The organism is Vibrio sp. (assembly GCF_984391705.1).
Genome location: NZ_CFHWOM010000040.1, coordinates 1 through 18,225 on the forward strand (window position 1 = coordinate 1; position 18,225 = coordinate 18,225).

13 protein-coding genes are annotated in these 18,225 nt (G+C 45.3%); 5 read left to right on the top strand and 8 right to left on the bottom strand.

Going from position 1 to position 18,225, the window contains the following annotated elements; all coding sequences use genetic code 11:
* The 4 genes from AC4MRV_RS16440 to fabB form a co-directional block, all read right to left on the bottom strand.
* Nucleotides 1–2,582: FimV/HubP family polar landmark protein (locus AC4MRV_RS16440; protein ID WP_491188408.1), on the bottom strand; the 2,582-nt coding region annotated here is incomplete at its 3' end.
* A 203-nt stretch (nt 2,583–2,785) separates the two neighbouring features.
* Nucleotides 2,786–3,799, bottom strand: a complete 1,014-nt coding sequence (locus tag AC4MRV_RS16445) for an aspartate-semialdehyde dehydrogenase (RefSeq protein WP_491188409.1) — start codon at nt 3,797–3,799, stop codon at nt 2,786–2,788.
* On the bottom strand, nt 3,796–4,929 hold the full coding sequence (locus AC4MRV_RS16450) for a 4-phosphoerythronate dehydrogenase (RefSeq protein WP_491188410.1): 1,134 nt from the start codon (nt 4,927–4,929) through the stop codon (nt 3,796–3,798). Before AC4MRV_RS16450 ends, AC4MRV_RS16445 begins: the two co-directional genes overlap by 4 nt.
* A gap of 248 nt (nt 4,930–5,177) precedes the next feature.
* Nucleotides 5,178–6,389, bottom strand: coding sequence for a beta-ketoacyl-ACP synthase I (gene fabB, locus AC4MRV_RS16455; RefSeq protein ID WP_039484595.1), 1,212 nt, complete (start codon nt 6,387–6,389; stop codon nt 5,178–5,180).
* 128 nt (nt 6,390–6,517) lie between these two features.
* Between fabB and mnmC the strand changes: the two genes are divergently transcribed.
* Nucleotides 6,518–8,536: a bifunctional tRNA (5-methylaminomethyl-2-thiouridine)(34)-methyltransferase MnmC2/FAD-dependent 5-carboxymethylaminomethyl-2-thiouridine(34) oxidoreductase MnmC1 gene (mnmC, locus tag AC4MRV_RS16460; RefSeq protein WP_491188411.1), complete on the top strand. Its 2,019-nt coding sequence runs from the start codon at nt 6,518–6,520 to the stop codon at nt 8,534–8,536.
* Between the two features lie 60 nt (nt 8,537–8,596).
* Here mnmC and AC4MRV_RS16465 read toward each other — a convergent pair whose 3' ends face one another.
* Together AC4MRV_RS16465 and AC4MRV_RS16470 are read right to left on the bottom strand one after the other, a co-directional pair.
* On the bottom strand, nt 8,597–9,118 hold the full coding sequence (locus tag AC4MRV_RS16465) for an NADPH-dependent FMN reductase (protein ID WP_491188412.1): 522 nt from the start codon (nt 9,116–9,118) through the stop codon (nt 8,597–8,599).
* 133 nt (nt 9,119–9,251) lie between these two features.
* The gene (locus AC4MRV_RS16470; RefSeq protein WP_491188413.1) at nt 9,252–9,515 is read right to left on the bottom strand and encodes a YfcL family protein; all 264 of its coding nucleotides are present in this window, start codon (nt 9,513–9,515) and stop codon (nt 9,252–9,254) included.
* 160 nt (nt 9,516–9,675) lie between these two features.
* On the opposite strand from AC4MRV_RS16470, the gene AC4MRV_RS16475 reads away from it, so the two are divergent.
* On the top strand, nt 9,676–11,814 hold the full coding sequence (locus AC4MRV_RS16475) for an LruC domain-containing protein (protein ID WP_491188414.1): 2,139 nt from the start codon (nt 9,676–9,678) through the stop codon (nt 11,812–11,814).
* A 10-nt stretch (nt 11,815–11,824) separates the two neighbouring features.
* Nucleotides 11,825–12,271 carry a hypothetical protein gene (locus AC4MRV_RS16480; protein ID WP_491188415.1) on the top strand — a complete coding sequence of 149 codons (447 nt, stop codon included), beginning with the start codon at nt 11,825–11,827 and terminating at the stop codon, nt 12,269–12,271.
* 58 nt (nt 12,272–12,329) lie between these two features.
* Here the strand turns inward: AC4MRV_RS16480 and AC4MRV_RS16485 are convergent, their stop codons facing one another.
* The gene (locus tag AC4MRV_RS16485) at nt 12,330–12,860 is read right to left on the bottom strand and encodes an elongation factor P hydroxylase (protein ID WP_491188435.1); all 531 of its coding nucleotides are present in this window, start codon (nt 12,858–12,860) and stop codon (nt 12,330–12,332) included.
* Between the two features lie 220 nt (nt 12,861–13,080).
* Here AC4MRV_RS16485 and AC4MRV_RS16490 point away from each other — a divergent pair, with 220 nt between their 5' ends.
* Entirely contained in the window at nt 13,081–13,704 is a 624-nt protein-coding gene (locus AC4MRV_RS16490) for a trimeric intracellular cation channel family protein (protein ID WP_491188416.1), read from the top strand.
* A gap of 36 nt (nt 13,705–13,740) precedes the next feature.
* Here the strand turns inward: AC4MRV_RS16490 and AC4MRV_RS16495 are convergent, their stop codons facing one another.
* Nucleotides 13,741–15,645 (bottom strand): bifunctional metallophosphatase/5'-nucleotidase, encoded by a 1,905-nt coding sequence (locus AC4MRV_RS16495; RefSeq protein WP_491188417.1) that lies wholly within the window; start codon nt 15,643–15,645, stop codon nt 13,741–13,743.
* Nucleotides 15,646–16,212: 567 nt separating this feature from the next.
* Between AC4MRV_RS16495 and AC4MRV_RS16500 the strand changes: the two genes are divergently transcribed.
* Nucleotides 16,213–18,225, top strand: a complete 2,013-nt coding sequence (locus tag AC4MRV_RS16500) for a DUF885 domain-containing protein (RefSeq protein ID WP_491188418.1) — start codon at nt 16,213–16,215, stop codon at nt 18,223–18,225.

Consider the following 18,225-nt stretch of genomic DNA (forward strand, 5'->3'; position numbering starts at 1 on the left):
GGCTCTGGCTCTGGCTCTGGCTCTGGCTCTGGCTCTGGCTCTGGCTCTTCAGAGTTTTCTGCGTCATCAGCAACGTCAAGTGGTGCTTCACTGGTTGCAGTGTCACTAGACTCTGCGTTCAACTCATCAAGATCCAGCTCATCCAATAGAGGATCCGCTTCAGGAGCAACACTCAACATATCATCCATGAAGTCTTGGCTTGAGAAGTCTTCCGAAACTTCGATATCTAGAGACTCAGCGTCGAGTAAATCATCTTTTACATCTAGAGAACCAAGTTCCTCGACCAAATCTGCAGTCTCATCCAACAGAGATGTAATATCGGATTCACTTAGTGCGCCAAGTTCTTCTGATTCTTGCGCTAATGGATCCTCTAATTCTGATTGCTCACTTGCCGCTTCTAACGGCTCTTCAGCCTCAGTCAACACTTCTTGAGATGCTTCTGATTGATCCGTTATTTCATTATCAGCGCTCTCAGTCAGCTCATCACCTTGAAGGTTTTGCTTCTCAATCTCCAAAAGCTCTTCGAACAAATCGGTGCTTTCATCTGACAGATCGTCAAGTGACTCTTCTTCATCCGCGTTGTCGAACAGTTCGTCTAGAAGTTCTGTACTGTCATCAAGTGATAGGCTTTCCTTGGTACTTTCCGTACCGATGAGTTCATCAAGTTCAGAATCAAGGTCTAGCTCATCGCCACCCTCTGAATCATCAATAAATTCATCCAATAGCTCTGTACTTTCTTCATTAATTGGCGCTTCATCATTTAAGCCAATCAGCTCATCAAATAAGTCTTCACCTTCAAGTTCAGACTCTGGATTTTCTGTCAACGCATCGTTGTTTTCAGCAAGTAACTCATCAAGCAAGTCTGTGTTACTAGAATCAATGGATGGCGCGTCGTCATCAAGCATCTCATCCAACAAGGCGGTTTCATCAACTGAATTCGCTTCTAGGGTCTCTAGATCAGCCTGCGCTTCCATTTGAGCAAAGATGTCATCGATTTCACTATCTGACGCTAAGCTTGGCTCATCTAACGGTGTTTCCGACTCATCACTTAAATCAAAGTCATCTCCCTCATCAAGCAAGTTGTCAAAGTCCAGACTCTCTCCGTCATCTTCGATTTCGCTGAACAGATCGTCCAACATAGACTGATCAAGTGCACCACCTTCTAGATCTTCCGCCTCACCATCTTCGGCTATAAGAGAATCAAGAGCCTCTTGGGACATATCGCCATCATCAGAAAGATCAAAGCCTTCATCTTCTCCCTCATCGATAACAACTTCATCCAGTGCTCGTTCCATCTCTTCCAAGCCAAGCGCTTTATCATCACTGTTTACGCTGATGCCGTTGGAGCCTAGATCGCCATCCGTCAGAGATTCGTCTAAATCACCATCATCACCTATACCAGCGAATGGGTCATCACCGTCTTCGCCTTCTAAGTTGAAATCTAAATCACTGTCATCAAGATCCGCGAAAACGTCATCTTCATCAGATTTATCAAGCTCACCCTCATCTGAGAACAACGCTTCGCTGTCGTCCGAATCGCCAAATAGGTCATCATCAAGCAACAAATCATCATCTAGATCTTCGTTAATGGTTTCAGGTGCAATTGGAGCTGTAGGTTGCTGAGACTGAACCTCTTGTTGAGCTTGAGGCTCACTGTCATCTTGTTTACGACGACCTAGTAACATCACTACAAGCAGACCTATCAACAAGCCTGGGATAATTGCTAACGCGGCAACCAACCATGTATTTGAGAAGAAATTGTCTAATGACGAGGGCGCCATTTTTTGTTCTTCAGCTAGACGTAGTCTCTCTGCTTCTAGCTGTTTTTCGACCTCATCTCGAATCCGAGCTTCATCACCTAACTCATCTTTTAGAACGTCTACTTCTGACTGGACTTGAGCCAGCATCAAGCGAAGTTTGTGATTCTTCTCTTCTAAAGCCATAAGCTCACCTTCAGAGCTTTCTAACTGACGCTCTAAAGTTGTAACTTGTTTGGTTTTCTCTTGCTTTGCTATCTGCGCTAAGTCGTTATCAGACTTAACCATGCTTTCTTGTTGAACTGGAGCCTTCTGCTCAGATGTGGCCGCTGTAGCTGCAGGCTTTGTTTGTGGTTGCGGCTTCGTTTCGGCCGCTGGTTCAGTTTGACCTTGAGTCGCACCTTCTAACCGCGCTTTATGCGCCGCCATTACCCTCACCGCTTCTTGGGTAGAAACGCTACCAATTTGGCTTAACGATGGGACGCGTAGATTGCTGCCTGGGATAAGTTCATGGATGTTTTGATTATCAAACGCCTGAGGGTTCAATTGAAAAATGGCATAAAGCGTTTGTTGAATAGAAACCGATGTAGCTGGGCGCAACTGAGTTGCGATTCCCCATAACGTCTCTTGCCCTGTAGTTGGACCATAAAAACGAGAAGGCTCTGCACTGCGCAGATTATTAGCCAAAGGTTCAGAGAATTGTGGAGACGACTGGATCTCGCCATTCGGCCCCTTAAGGCGGATGCTCTCTGCGCTTACAATAGATGTTTGAGTCACGGCAACCATTGCAAGTGGCAACAGTAGACGCTGTAGAAGTCGACGCATATAAGGCTCAGCTATGTGCTCAATTAATTTAAATATACAGTGATCTGTTAAATATATCGGATAAAGCAGGCAAAACTATAGATATAGAGCCAAAAAATGTGTGGCTAACGCCATAATCGCATTAATCTCACACAATTTTTCTTTAATCGATTAAAAAAGCCTCACACTATGGTGAGGCTTTGATAATCATGTCAGTACCGAGTTTAGTAGTAATCGCGAATTAGCACTTCAGCAATTTGTACTGCATTCGTCGCTGCGCCTTTTCGAACATTGTCCGCTACCACCCACAAGTTAACTCCGCTGTGGTGACTAATGTCGTTGCGAATACGACCAACCATCACATGGTCTTTACCACCTGCATCACGTACTTGCGTTGGGAAATCTTCTCCTTGGAATACTTCCACACCTTCGGTGTTTTCTAGCAAATTGATCACTTCTTGCGCATCAATCGGAGCACAGGTTTCTAGGTGAATGGCTTCAGCATGACCATAGAAAACCGGTACTCGAACACAAGTCGGGTTTACCGTAATACCTGGGTCATTGAATATTTTTTGAGTTTCCCACACCATTTTCATTTCTTCACGGGTGTAGCCGTTTTCCATGAATTGATCAATTTGTGGAATACAGTTGAATGCAATTTGTTGAGAAAACTGGTTGTTTTCTGCTGGCATACCGTTCAACAGTTTTGCAGTTTGTCCTGCAAGCTCATCAATACCCGCTTTACCCGCACCAGATACAGATTGGTAAGTAGAAACGTTAATACGTTCAATACCTACTGCATCATGAATCGGTTTTAGTGCCACCAGCATTTGGATAGTTGAGCAGTTCGGGTTAGCAATGATATTGCGGTTACGAAACTCAGCGATCGCTTCAGGGTTGACTTCTGGAACAACAAGCGGGATATCGTATTCGTAACGGAACTGCGAGGTGTTATCAATCACGATCACGCCTTCATCTGCAGCGATTGGCGCCCATTTTGCAGATAGCTCACCACCTGCAGAGAACAGGGCAATGTGCGCTTGCGACCAATCAAACTCTTCAACGTTTTGTACGCGAACTGTCTTACCATTAAAGCGGTAAGTCTTGCCTTCACTACGCTCACTAGCTAGAAGAAAGATCTCACCGACAGGGAATTTGCGCTCTTGAAGCACTTCCAAAATTGTTTCACCGACCGCACCGGTCGCACCTAAAACGGCAACATTATACTGTTGGCTCATTGACTTACCTCAACCTGAAAACCTAATTTAGCCAGTGGCGCTAAGTTGCATGACTCATCACCGACTAGCGTGACCGCGCTGTACTCACGACGATCCCAGTAATTCTTTCGCATCAGATCAAATGATCCAGGCTTACTGATTTCTCGACGGAACAAGGCGTCATCTTTACGCACATCATAGATTAACTGCGTGATGTTATGTAGTGTTGCTTCGTCCCACGCTCTGTCTAAGTGAACCTTAGGAACAGGCGCGACTGGCAGCAAATCACTGGCATGCGCATGTAATTCGTTGTTTAAGAACTCGCAGTAACTATTAAAAATCATCGTCGTACCGCGAGCTTTCCCTTCAAGGCCATAACCTGCTACATGAGGGGTTGCGAATGCTAGCAGAGGGAGAAGCTCCATATCAACCTCTGGCTCGAATTCAAATACATCCAGCGCTGCAATAAAGCCATCATTTCGCTGTAAACGCGCTTTCAACGCAGCGTTATCAACCACAGGACCACGTGCCGCATTGATCAAAATCTGATCACCACGCATTTGCTCTAAACGCTTGGCATCAAGAATGTGGTGGGTTGGGTAATTTCCATCACGAGTGATCGGAGTGTGCAGTGTGATGATGTCTGATTGTTCTAACAGTACATCAAGTTCAGTAAACTGACGCATATCCCCTGCAGCCTGCTTAGGTGGATCATTGATCAATACATTTAAACCGATACCTTCAAGGCATTGCTGCAAGTAGCTTCCGACTTGTCCCGCACCAATGATGCCAATGGTTTTATCAAACACAGAGAAACCGTGTTGCTGAGCCAATACCATCATCACGCTAAACGCGTATTCGGCAACACCAACTTTATTGCAGCCAGGCGCAGCCGTAAAAAAGATGCCTTTTTCTGTCAGCAAAGCTTGGTCAACGTGATCCATACCAGCGGTTGCGGTACCAACAAACTTCAGTTTATTGGCTTTAGAAATGAGCTCGGCGTTAACTTTAGTGACTGAACGAATCATCAATGCGTCGACATCAATCAGATCATCGGCGGTAAGTGTTCGACCAGGCTTTAAGACTACCTCACCAAGCTGACTAAAAAGCTGCTCGGCGTAAGGCATATTTTCATCGATAAGGATTTTCATGACTTTAAATGCGCGACTTTAATATGAAGTGTAAATAATTTATTTGATTGTGCAGAAAAGCACTCACGGTGTCGAGGTGATTGTTGAGCAGAAAGAAAAATGCCCGGCATTAAGCCGGGCAAAGTTCCAGAACAAAAGGATCCTGACCCGCTCTCCATGGGTCAGAGTCTGCGTCTGTTCGACTAGTACTTATACAAGAACCAGTCAGCTCTGGAAACTGGATTGCTGAGATAACTCAGCAAGTTCAGTTAGCCTTGGTACTTCTTGATAACTAGAGTTGCGTTAGTACCACCAAAACCAAAACTGTTAGACATTACTGTGGTCAATTCTACATCGCGTTTTTCTGTCACGATATCAAGACCTTGAGCAGCTTCGTCTAGATTCTCGACATTGATACTTGGTGCAACAAAGTTGTTGTCTAGCATCAGCGTCGAGTAAATTGCTTCATGCACGCCAGCCGCACCTAGCGCGTGACCTGTCATCGCTTTTGTCGCTGAAATAGCAGGGCTGCTCTCACCGAATAGTTCTTGAATAGCACCAAGCTCTTTCACGTCGCCAACCGGCGTTGAAGTGCCGTGAGTGTTAATGTAGTCGATACCGTCAACGTCTTGCATTGCCATCTTCATACAACGCACCGCACCTTCACCTGATGGAGCTACCATGTCGTAGCCATCAGAAGTCGCGCCATAACCCACGATCTCACCGTAGATTTTCGCGCCACGAGCCAATGCGTGCTCAAGTTCTTCAACGACTAGCATGCCGCCGCCACCAGAGATAACGAAGCCATCGCGATTTGCATCGTACGTACGAGAGGCTTTCTCAGGCGTTTCATTGTACTTAGTCGACAGTGCACCCATCGCATCAAACATCATGGTTTGAGACCAATCTAGCTCTTCACCACCACCTGCGAATACGATGTCTTGCTTACCAAGTTGGATTAGCTCCATCGCGTGACCAATACAGTGAGCAGACGTCGCACACGCAGAGCTCATCGAGTAGTTCACGCCACGAATTTTAAATGGAGTTGCTAGACATGCAGAAACCGTTGAAGACATTGTACGAGGTACCATGTAAGGACCTACACGTTTAACGCCTTTCGCGCGCATTGTATCTACTGCCAGTGCTTGGTTTAGCGCAGAAGCACCACCAGAGCCTGCAACGATACCTGTACGTTCGTTTGATACTTGCTCTTCAGACAGGCCAGCATCTTCGATTGCTTGCTGCATGGATAGGTATGCATACGCAGCCGCATCACCCATAAAGCGCATCTGTTTGCGATCAATGTGCTCAGCAGGATTGATTTTTAGATCACCCCAAACTTGAGAACGAAGACCTTGCTCTTTGAACTGCTCAGATGCAGTAATACCAGATTTACCTTCTTGTAGAGACGCTAAAACTTCTTCGACGTTGTTACCGATACTTGAAACAATACCCATACCGGTGATTACGACACGTTTCATTATGACATTCCTATAATTCTAAAATCCGCTAGATAATAACTAAGTTACCCCGGAAAAGTGGTCAGCTTTCCCATAAATCCGTACAATCGCACCAACTTTATTGCCTTTATCACAAAAAATCAGACGCTATGACCTCGATTACCAATGCACAACTTGGCTGGAACGAAGCTGGCACACCAGTTTCTGACCAATTTGACGATGTCTATTTTTCTAACGTCAATGGGTTAGAAGAAACTCGTTACGTTTTCTTACAGCAGAATCATCTGCCACAACGTTGGCAAGAGTTTGACCAACAACGCTTTGTGATTGGTGAAACGGGTTTCGGTACCGGGTTGAATTTTCTAGCCGTTTGGCAATGGTTCAATCAATTTAGGCAGCAAAATCCACATGCACCACTAAAAGAGCTACATTTTATCAGTTTTGAGAAGTACCCCCTCAGTAAAGCGGACCTCATCAAAGCGCATGAAGCGTGGCCTGAACTTGCAGAGTTCGCTGATAAATTACAGCAGCACTACCCTATCGCAGTACCTGAATGTCACCGTATCGTGCTTGAAGGTGGTGCTATCACCCTTGATTTGTGGTTTGGGGATATCAAAGACTGCATGCCCAAAGTTCCAGTCACAGAGAACGGCATCATTGATGCTTGGTTTCTTGATGGCTTCGCGCCAAGCAAAAACCCTGAGATGTGGAACCAAGAACTATTTAACGGCATGGCTAGCTTAGCTAAAGAGAATTGTAGCTGCGCGACGTTTACCGCCGCTGGTTTTGTGCGTAGAGGATTGATCGAAGCCGGTTTCGAGATGAAAAAGGTCAAAGGTTTTGGCACTAAGCGAGAAATGATTGCTGGTATGTTGAACCAACGAGTAAAAAACAGCAACATCAAGCCTTGGTTTGCACGTAGCCAGAGTAATAAAGCAGCATCGATTGCTATTGTTGGTGGTGGAATCGCCAGCGCGACCCTCGCCACAACGCTGATTCGCCGTGGCAAATCTGTCACCCTATACTGCCAAGATGAGGAGCCTGCACAAGGGGCATCGGGCAATCGACAAGGTGCCGTTTATCCATTACTGAATGGCTCACATACTGGCGTTTCTCGCGTTTTTGCGCCTGGTTTTCTTTTTGCACGTCAGTTCGTAGAGCAAGCTGCAGAGCACATTGATTTTGACCATGATTGGTGTGGCGTCACACAGTTGATGTGGGACGAGTCATCAAGCAAAAAACTCGATAAAATGCTCGAAGGCAATTTTGACGCCCAACTCATCCATAAGCTTTCCCCTGAACAAACCAGCGAAGTGATTGGATTACCCATTGATATGTCGAGTGTTCATTACCCGCTCGCAGGTTGGTTGTGCCCATTCCAATTAACCCAAGGGCTTTTCTCCCATTTATCGCAGAGCGACCAGTTCACTGCGCACTTTGATTGCAAGGTCGACTCTTTAAAGTGGAGCGAAGAAACGCAAGTTTGGAATGTTGTGTCGGGAGACCGCACCTTCAAACACGACACAGTAGTGATCGCTAATGGCCATCAATTTAACGAACTGATGCAAACTGCCAAAGTGCCGCTAGGGCAAGTCAAGGGCCAAGTCAGCCATATACCAACCACAGATGCTCTAAAGAATCTGAAGACTGTATTGTGCTACGACGGGTATATGACGCCGGTTAATCCCAATAACGGGCACCACTGTATTGGCGCGAGCTATGATCGTTCAAATTTAGACAACGTATTTGATCCTATCGCTCAACAGGAAAACGGCGACAAGCTTCGCCACTGCATTCCGAATCAAACTTGGCCACAAGAGGTCGATACCTCTAGCAACCAATCGCGCCAAGGTATTCGTTGCGTCAGTCGTGACCACTTACCGTTTGTTGGCAACGTTGGCCAGTTCGAACAGATCTTGGATGCTTATCAGGATTTAAACCAAAAACGCGACTATCAAATTGAACCCGTTCCTCAGTACGACAACTTGTTCTGCATACTTGGGTTAGGCTCACGCGGATTGAGCTCTGCCCCGTTAATGGCTGAAACGTTGGCCTCCCAAATCTGTGGCGACCCGCTTCCCTTGCCTGTCGATGTATTGGAGCAACTCCACCCAAGTCGAATGTGGGTTCGAAAGCTGAAAAAAGGCAAAGCTATTACCGAGCTGTAAACAACGGCTAAAAAAGAAAAGGAACGCATATGCGTTCCTTTTTTTGAATTTGTCCGTTGATTATAGCTGACTAACCGCTTGTTTAATCTCGGCTGCAATCTCTGGGTTGTTGATGCTACCCGTTTCAAAGTCGAAGTTATCGTAGAAGCTTGGTACAGAAACCGACGCTTTCACCTCTGCACCAAAATAAGGAGCTGAAGCGACTGCCGCGGCCAATACAGTTTGCGCGCCACCAGGACCTGGAGAAGTCGCTAAGTACACCACTGGTTTGTTTTGAAACACACTGCGGTCGATACGGCTAGCCCAGTCAAACAAGTTTTTGTACGCCGCTGGGTAGTAACCATTGTGCTCTGCGTATGAAACGACAATTGCGTCCGCTTCGGCTAAATCAGCCAAAAACTGCTGCGCGCCCTCTGCTTGACCAATTTCTTTCTCTTTGTCTTCGCTGAACATAGGGACATCATAATTATTGATGTCGAGAACTTGCACTTCTGCGCCTTCTACTTGTTGAGCAGCATAGGTTGCTAGTGCTTTGTTGATTGAAGTTGAACTGGTTGATGCGCCAAATGCTACGATTCTCATAATCTCTATCCTATCTCTCTCGGTTTGTGTGACTAGATTATCGAGCGCATGCAATCTCAACAAGCGCAAAAATAGAAAGGGGTTGTTCGAAAAATTCGAACAACCCCTTTATCAGATTCCGAAACTGTATTTCTTAAGCTTGGTTAGCCAGCTCCTGCCATAAGTCATTAACAATAATGCGATCTGCAGGAGTAAGTTCAGAGCGCGCAGCATCCAAACTAGCGTCAATACGCGCTTTTAGCGTATCGATATCATTGATACCTTCTTCTTCACATGACGCAGCAGATAAGGAAATGTGCCCACGCAAATAGCCACCAGCAAACAACTCGTCGTCTGAGGCAGAGGAAATTCGTGCGTCAATCAGCTCTAGTAGCTTCTCTTCAAATTCAATAATCATTGTGGTGCTTCGCCTAAATCAGTTTGCATCTCAAAAAGAATGCAGAAGCTTCTCACATTGAGAATCTGAACGCAAACGCTATATACAACAAGGGCTGAGAGTGTGGCATAAGCTATGCAACGCCATCTATCACCATCGCATACCAACAAGAGGAAAGACAATGAAAGTAAACTATATCCTCCAAGGGTTAACGCTGTTTTTCACCGCCAGTTGCTACTCTACTTATAGTCTGTCAGAAACGCCTTTTACTGACTGTCCTACAGAAGCTTTCTTAATACAAAATCCGTCCGGAACTCCAGTTGCATACGGGGTAAACATCGACCTTGGTAGTTACATTACGATGAACTCCGCTTTAGGGCTGGATAAGATAAATGCGGTCGGTTATAGCCAACACGATGATTTCATTTATGGTTGGGACTACGGAGCTCAGTCGTTAGCGAAAATTGATTCAACGTTTACTAAGTATCCTCTCTCCATCAGTAAGCCTGCTGGTGTACCTAGCTCTATATACGTGGGAGATGTGTCGTTAGATGAAAACGCATGGTACGGATATAGACCCAGTTACGGATTGTACCGAATCGATATCGTCAGCCAAGAAATGACACTGGTTGCCAATTCGAGCCAATTTGGTAACCCCTCAATCTTCGACCTTGCTTTTCACCCAGATAATGGCCTTGCCTATTCAATCGATTCGAGCGGCTATCTTTGGGAAATTGATGTATCTAGTGGAACGTCGACGCGGCTCAACCAAATGTTGGACAAGAATGCCTTGGGCTATAAGCTTACTTTCGGCGCCATCTATTTTGACGTCGATGGTAACCTGTACGGCAGTAACAATGTTAATGGTTACATATTCCGCATCACAATTAACGGTAACAACTCCACTGCAGCATTTTTTGCGTACGGTCCATCAAGTAATTCGAATGATGGGGCTCGCTGTGCGTTGGCTCCTGTTGAGCCGAGTATTTATACCGATTTCGGTGATGCGCCTGATAGCTACCAAACGTCTTATGCCCAGCTAGGGGCACGACATGGCTTATCGAATTTGAAGCTTGGTGAACTTGTAGATGGCGAGGCTGATGGTAGCCCGTATCCACTCAGTGACGACACCTCTGACGGCATCGATGACGATGATGGCATTCAATTCCCAGTCCCTATTCAAGTCGGACAGATGAGTAAAATCATTGCTGCAGTAAACGGCGCGAGTGAGAGCTCAGTATTAAACGCTTGGATTGACTTCGATCGCGACGGCAGCTTTGAAAATGATGAACTCATCATTGACGATCTCAGTGTCGATCAAAATACGGGAGATGTTTTTTTCACCGTACCTACTTGGGCCGAAGCCGGACAAACTTGGGCACGTTTCAGAATATCCAATACGTCAGGCATAGGGCCTGCCGGTGGTGTACCATCTGGTGAGGTTGAGGATTATCAAGTCGACATTACCGAGAGTGGTGTGGTGACAGAAAGTTATCCTAGCGGCGCATCTCACGTAACATTTGCTTACGAGGACCAATACCCGTTAGTCGGCGATTACGATATGAACGATGTGTTAATGAACGTTAAGTTCACGGAATATCAATTGGACGACCAGGTTATTCGTCTCAAAATCGAAGGCCAGATTGCAGCATTGGGTGGGGACAACCGTTCTGGTTTTGCCATTCGCTTACCCAACATTCCCCGCAGCGACATCAAAGAAGACTCAATCACACTGACAATCAATGATGTGGAGACCAATGTAAGCGTCCTCGAAGCGGACACAACAGACGCTGTTTTCATTATTCACGAAGATCTATGGGATATCACTGAGGCTGGTGAAGCCGTCAACTGCACTATGTTCCGCACACAAGCCAATTGCGGGACGTCTCATCGACCTAGCTGGACACTCACTTTATCACTTAAAAATGCAGTTGCGATTAGCAGTATGCCTGATTTCCCCTATGACCCCTTTATTTTTGCTGCTCCAGGACACTACTACGGGGATGTTGGATTGGAAGTATCTGGAGGTTATCCAGGTCGCGGATTGGAGATCCATTTGAAAAACAAGGCCCCAACCAGCAAGTTCGATCCTGAATACAAAACCAAAGGTGTCGATGCCTCGTCTGGCAACACACATTACCATGATGCTAATGGATTACCTTGGGCAATTGAAATTCCTATTAGCTGGAAACACCCCCTTGAGCAGGTCACTATTCTCGAGGCGTACACTCAATTCGCTGGGTTCGCACAAGACAGTTCAGGTAATACTGCGCCAACTTGGTACACCCAGTCGACTTTAAACAAAATTTACAATGACTAAGGAGCAGAAGATGAATACTTTGACCCATCTTGGCCTGATAGCCTGTATTTCACTGAGTCTTACTGCTTGTGGTGGCGGCGGAGGGGGAGGCTCTTCCTCTTCAAGTAGCAGCGGATCTGGCTCCTCACCAGTCGAGCTAAAGGATTTGAAAATTGACAACGACAATACTCTAGAGTCTGTTTATCACGTATCGGTTGATGTTGCGCTAAGCAGTCTTTCCGACAAGCAAGCGTACATCTCTATTTGTGACAACAGCAATGGTGTCGACAACATTAACTACGACCAATGCTTGATAAAAGCGGCTCTAAAAAGTGGTAACGGACAGTTTGACTTACGTGTCGCCAACCACTGTGAGTCTCTTGTGGCGGTCATTTCCGTCATGGAGCCTGATGCCCCCGTGATGGTTTACCAGCACAATCACAATAACCAAGCAAAAAGCTCCTGGTACATCCAATAAATGACACAAACAAAAAGCCGCATCATCACGCGGCTTTTTGTTTATTTGTCCTGAATGGCTACTTCACTTCAAACTGTTCGATCTGTATTTGGGGCGTTTGATAAAACTCTCGAAGCGATTCAGATAACATTTTGACGCGCAGTGGAATTCCTTGTTCAAGAATCTTGATGACTTCAGCATGCACTTTGCGCATAAACGCCAATCGATCTGGCTCGAAATCACCATTCAAATTATCGCAGCTGACACTGAAAGGGAATCCTGCACTCACAGCCAAAATCCACTCATAAGCTTGCGGTCGAATTTCAACTTTTTCAAATTCAGCTTGAACTTGTTCTGTTCGACCATCAGGTTCATACCAATAACCAAAATCTTCTAACAGTCGACGCTCAGGGCCAGCCACACACCAGTGAGCAATTTCGTGCAACCCAGAAGCATAGTAACCACGAGCAAAAATAATCCGATGATGTGAACAAGAATCGTCGGCAGGCAGGTAAATGGGTTCATCACCACCAAGCTCTAATTTCGTATTGTAGTCCGCCAAAAATGTCTTGTTAAAAATGGTGATTAAGTCTTGATACTCGTGGGTCATAGCGTAGTTTTGGGTAATGATTACAGCGCGAAGCATTCTCGCATTTTTTGCCTTGAATGCAAATCCCTTATAAAACATAGTGACATTAGAAAAAGTTATCAAAAAAACGTTTTCGTCTTCACAAAATCTCATTCGTCACAGATCACATTTCCCACTACACTCACGCCTTAATTTATAAGGTGGCAGAAGCGTACAATCTGCATGTTTTAAGGCGACAACAATGTTACTCAGCGTTTTATATATCATTGGTATCACAGCAGAAGCAATGACAGGAGCACTTAGCGCCGGTCGTAGAAAGATGGACTGGTTTGGTGTCATGTTGGTTGCTAGTGCAACAGCGATTGGTGGCGGTACTGTACGTGATATTTTGCTGGGACACTATCCATTAGGCTGGGTGAAAAACCCTGAGTTTTTAGCGATAACTTGTATCGCTGGGGTCCTGACAACTGGTCTTGCCAAATGGGTTATTAAACTAAAAGGGCTGTTCATTCGACTTGATGCTCTAGGTTTGATCGTATTCAGTATCATAGGTACTAAAATAGCGATGGGTATGGGGCATCATGCGATGATCTGTATGGTTTCAGCTCTTGTCACTGGCGTCTTTGGAGGCTTGCTGCGCGATCTCATCTGCCGCCAAACGCCCCTTGTATTACATGAAGAGTTATATGCATCCGTGGCTCTCATCGCTTCAGGATTGTACTTAGCGCTGCTCGAATTCGGCGTCAATGATGTAACGGCAACGATCTCAACACTCATCGTTGGTTATCTACTCAGAATGGCCGCCGTCAGATTCAAATGGCGCTTACCCTCTTTCCAGTTAGAAGCGGAAAGCTCCATCCATTAAAGAAAAAGGCTTGGGTTCCCCCAAGCCTTTTTCGTATTAGTTTATTGCATTGATAATCGCGATTTCTCGCTCTAGATTAAGTCTATCGAGTTGCGAAGCGCTGACTAACTTAGCTTGACGATCATCCAGTGCTTGCTGTTTTTCTTTAGCAGAACTAAAAACTAATCCCTTAACGTTGATCGACGCAATATTGGTGTATCGACCATCTTCACTGCTCGGTACATCGATTTTGCCGCTATTGAGCAGCGCCTTAATCGTTTCTCGCTGCTGAAGGTAAGAGTCTTCAAGCCCAGTTAACTGCCAGCGCTGCTGGGGTTTGCCTTCATAGCTGCCTTGTTTTTGCTCCGTCAGATAACGAATAGTTAAATTACGAATAGTCCCCTGCTCTTCACCATATTCCGCTTCAGTATCGAACAGCACAGGGAAAGATCGACCTTCTAGCACGCCACCTTTTTTAGTCAAATGCCCCATACGATAGCTATTCATACCGATACGAACATCACTCTTGTCTGTAACTGCTGAGCCATCAGCAAACTTGAGCTCAGTAATGCGCTCTCCTTTCGGTTTGGTCAAGTCAATCTTGTAAGTCACGCCGGCAAAGAAGTCATTGGTGGAATATTTAGACGCGCGTCTTTTGGGATCAAAACTGTACGTTACATCACCTGGTTTTACTGAGTTAAAGTAACCGGCCGACCACTCCATGTAAGTTTTCAGCTCTTTACCTGTCATTTGATACACGGTAATTTCGCCACCTGCATACTGGTAGTTATATGCAATATCTTTGGCTTTTATCGGGCCGACATCAAGCTCCGCATTGTCATTATCAATCTGCAGTGCGATAACGTTGGCTTTGGGTGCATAGAAGAAGCTCGCCTCTTGGAATAAAGCACTGATCCCTGTGTCTTGAACATGCACTTGAGGAATACCGCGAATTTCATTCTCTGGAACAAGATCCACGCCAGTGAGTTGCGCCACTTCTCTATTTGCCATTTCTCTTAAACGTTTGTGGTATGGGTGATAAAGCGACTCCATTTTTTCATCAGACTCGATGCCTTTGATTTTGTATGTGAAGCTGTCTTTATTGACCAAGGTAAACTCACCGCCACGCTCTTCAAACTGTAAGTCGACCCGAGATAAAGCGCGACCGTATTTATCAGGCTCTGTGATGATCACACCATTGACAACAGCTTTATCGATACGTGTATGCATATGACCCGCCACAATTGCATCCAGCTCCGGGTTAGCGTTAGCGATATCTGTCACACCGGTATTCGCAATGTCGTTTTCATTGTCTAACCCCATATGAGCAACTAATACGAGCGCATCCACTTGGTCATCGATCTTTTCAATGACTTTTTTCACTTCTAGAGTTGGGTTGGTAAACGTCGTGCCAGCTAAGCGATTGGTCCCCTCAGCAAATATTTGAGTCATTGGAGTGTCCATGCCAATCACACCAATTTTGATGCCATTGCGTTCGATGATGGTGTAGCCGGGAAGGAATGGGTTGCCATCAGCACGCTTGATATTCCCCGCCAACGGTTGCCCTTTAAACTGTGTGAGAGAGCGATTCAATACACCTAAACCAAAATCAAACTCATGATTCCCTAATACCCAAACATCGTACTGCATTTCATTAAAGCCAAGCATCATAGGGTCGACAGGCTCGTCTTTAAATGTTTCTACAAAATTACCTTGGATGGTGTCTCCGGCATCGACCAAAATAGTATTGGGCTGGTCAGCGCGAATCTCTTTCACCTTGGTAGCAATTTGGCTCAAGCTTCCGCGCATATTCAATTTATCTGCAGCGTAGTCCCATGGCATAAAGTGCCCATGTAGATCAGAGGTACCTAAAATGGTCACTTGGTGAATATCACCATCAGCGGCAAAAGTTGGAAAGGTTAACGACAGTAGGATGGCACTGGATAATAGGGTCTTTTTCATCACGTTATTCATTATGTTGTTAGTAAACAGATTGAATACTATTACCTCTAAACAAGCACAAACGTGAACCATCTCAACATAAAACAAACCTATAACATTCAATTACATAAACATGAGAGACATTGCTCACATTCAACAGTTTTGTGCCGTTTACTGTCTGTTTCCGTATTCAGAAGGCAATGAGAAATAATTATCCATAACTGACGATGGCTTAAAGGATTAGTGTGAACGAGCTTGCATTCCCGAGTAAAACTCTACCTTTCGTGGCAACAGTTTTCTGAAAATTATGCACGACCTTGGATTGAATCATCACACCTTCCTTATATCTTAGCTTGCCTGAAGTCTGTTTAGGCATAACCATTCATCATGCATAAACTGGCTATTCTAGAACTAAATATTCAAGGCTATTGACTGTGAAGCGATACACACATTTTCGACAATGAGTCCGTTAACCTAAAAGCGACAGGGAGTAATCACGGACTCTGGCGCACTTGCATGACTACAAACAAAAAATTCGATGCATAACACGCTAGGGAAAGGCCATAAAATTCAAATAAGGACTCTAAGATGAAAAAGCATTTATCAGTCACTGTATGTTCTGCGGTTATTACCTTGATACTTTCAGGGTGTTCCAATTCCCCCACCCCGTCGGCTTCAACTCACCTGAATCAGTTACTTGATAGTTATTCAGAGCAAGTCTCACAACTTGATAGCACTGAGTTTGGACTGGTTAACGACCAAATGGCCGCCGCTCGCCAAACTTTAGATAGAAACTACCTTGATCAACTTATGAATATCGATCGTAGTGAGCTCTCAGACGAGCAGAAGGTTTACTTTGATACATTTCGATTTGATCGCGAAATCGCCATTCAAGGCGCAACTTTTGCGAATGCTCGCTTTGGTAATTCAGATGTCCCCGTTACGCATTTTTATAACTTTATGCAGTGGAATGCCGAAGACGCTGGCGCCGCAGTTATCCGGGATGAAACTGGGGAACTCCAAGGCAACTATAGAGACCAGTTAACGAAAATTAATGAGTACACCTCTTGGGTACGCAATTTCCATAGTCAATATCAGCTAGGACAACTTGAACACATTCAACTGCCCAGAGTTTTAATTGAAAGGCTGTATCAAAACAGCCTAGATACCATTGCGGCTAACGAATGGGCAGTACTGAAAGCTGGTTTAAACGATTTGAAAGCACACGATAACCATGACCAACAATTTGTCACCGAATATCAATCTGCAGTGAATGAAGCGATTAAAGCAACTCATAATTTCTTAGAGTTTATTCATACCGATTACCTGTCCACTGCTCGTGGTAAGGGCAATTTGAACGATAAACATATTGGCTGGGGGGACTTGCCCAACGGCCAAGCTTGGTACCAATGGCACTTAGATCGAAACAGCACCACAGGAAAGCCAGCCCAAGAGTTGTATTCAATGGGCGAAAAACTGGTTGCTGATGCGAAGTCAGAAATGATTCGTGTCGCCCAACTTGTCGTTAATAAGCGCGGCCCTGTTATAAAAGCTAAATATAGAGATCCAAACACACAAGTCGTCTCCGTTCGTACCTTCAATCTTCTCTCTTCATCAGGAGACATCGACTTATCAGAATTTTATGCTTATCTAAACAGCGAACAATTCTTTTTTGGCAGAGACGGCCAAGAGATCTCTGGCACCCCTTATGCGCTAGTATGTCAATCAGCTTCAAATCAATCGGCATGTGAAAGCGCGTTAGTCGACTACTATGCATTTAAGAACAACGCAAATGAAGTGGTAGCCAGCTATTTCAAACCCATCGAAACAGACTATAGCATTGAACCGACCCCTGCAGGAGGTGAGCTCTATGATGGTGTTGCTTCATACGATGACAACGTATTTACCCTAAATACCAACCCAGATTACAGCTTGCAAAAATGGAACGTGTCGACACTACTGCTTCATGAAGCAGCACCTGGCCACCACTTTCAAGATGCCTATGCGAGTGAATACCCACCAACAAATATTCCCGGCTACATGGACGGTATTTGGTACACCGCATATGGAGAAGGCTGGGCTCTCTATACTGAATGGTTAGGAATCGAAATGGGTATCTATGGTGAGCTTAATGCAGAGGGGCTACCAAGTTTTAGCAACGGGAAAGGTATGTGTTTATCCGATTTAGATTACAGCCAGTTCCAAGGTGGCATCTATAGTGACGAACAAGAATGTAATGCACTGCAATACTTTGGTAGCCTCAACGAAGCTCAACTGCGTAACATGCGCCTAGCCGTCGATACTGGTATCCACGCTAAAGGTTGGAGTATTCAACAAGCCCGTGACTATATGCGTGAGAATTCAGCCTTAGGCGATGGAGACATTGCGTCGGAGAGCTACCGATACGCAGCTCATGTAGGCCAAGCAGTATCCTATAAATCTGGTTACCTGGTGATTAAGGAAATGCTGGAGAAGGCGCAAGCACAACTAGGAGACCAGTTTGATTACGCAGAATTCCATGATCAGCTGCTCCGCTATGGTCAGCAACCTATGGAAGTTGTAGAAGAAAACATCAATAACTGGATCGCCTCAAAACGCTAA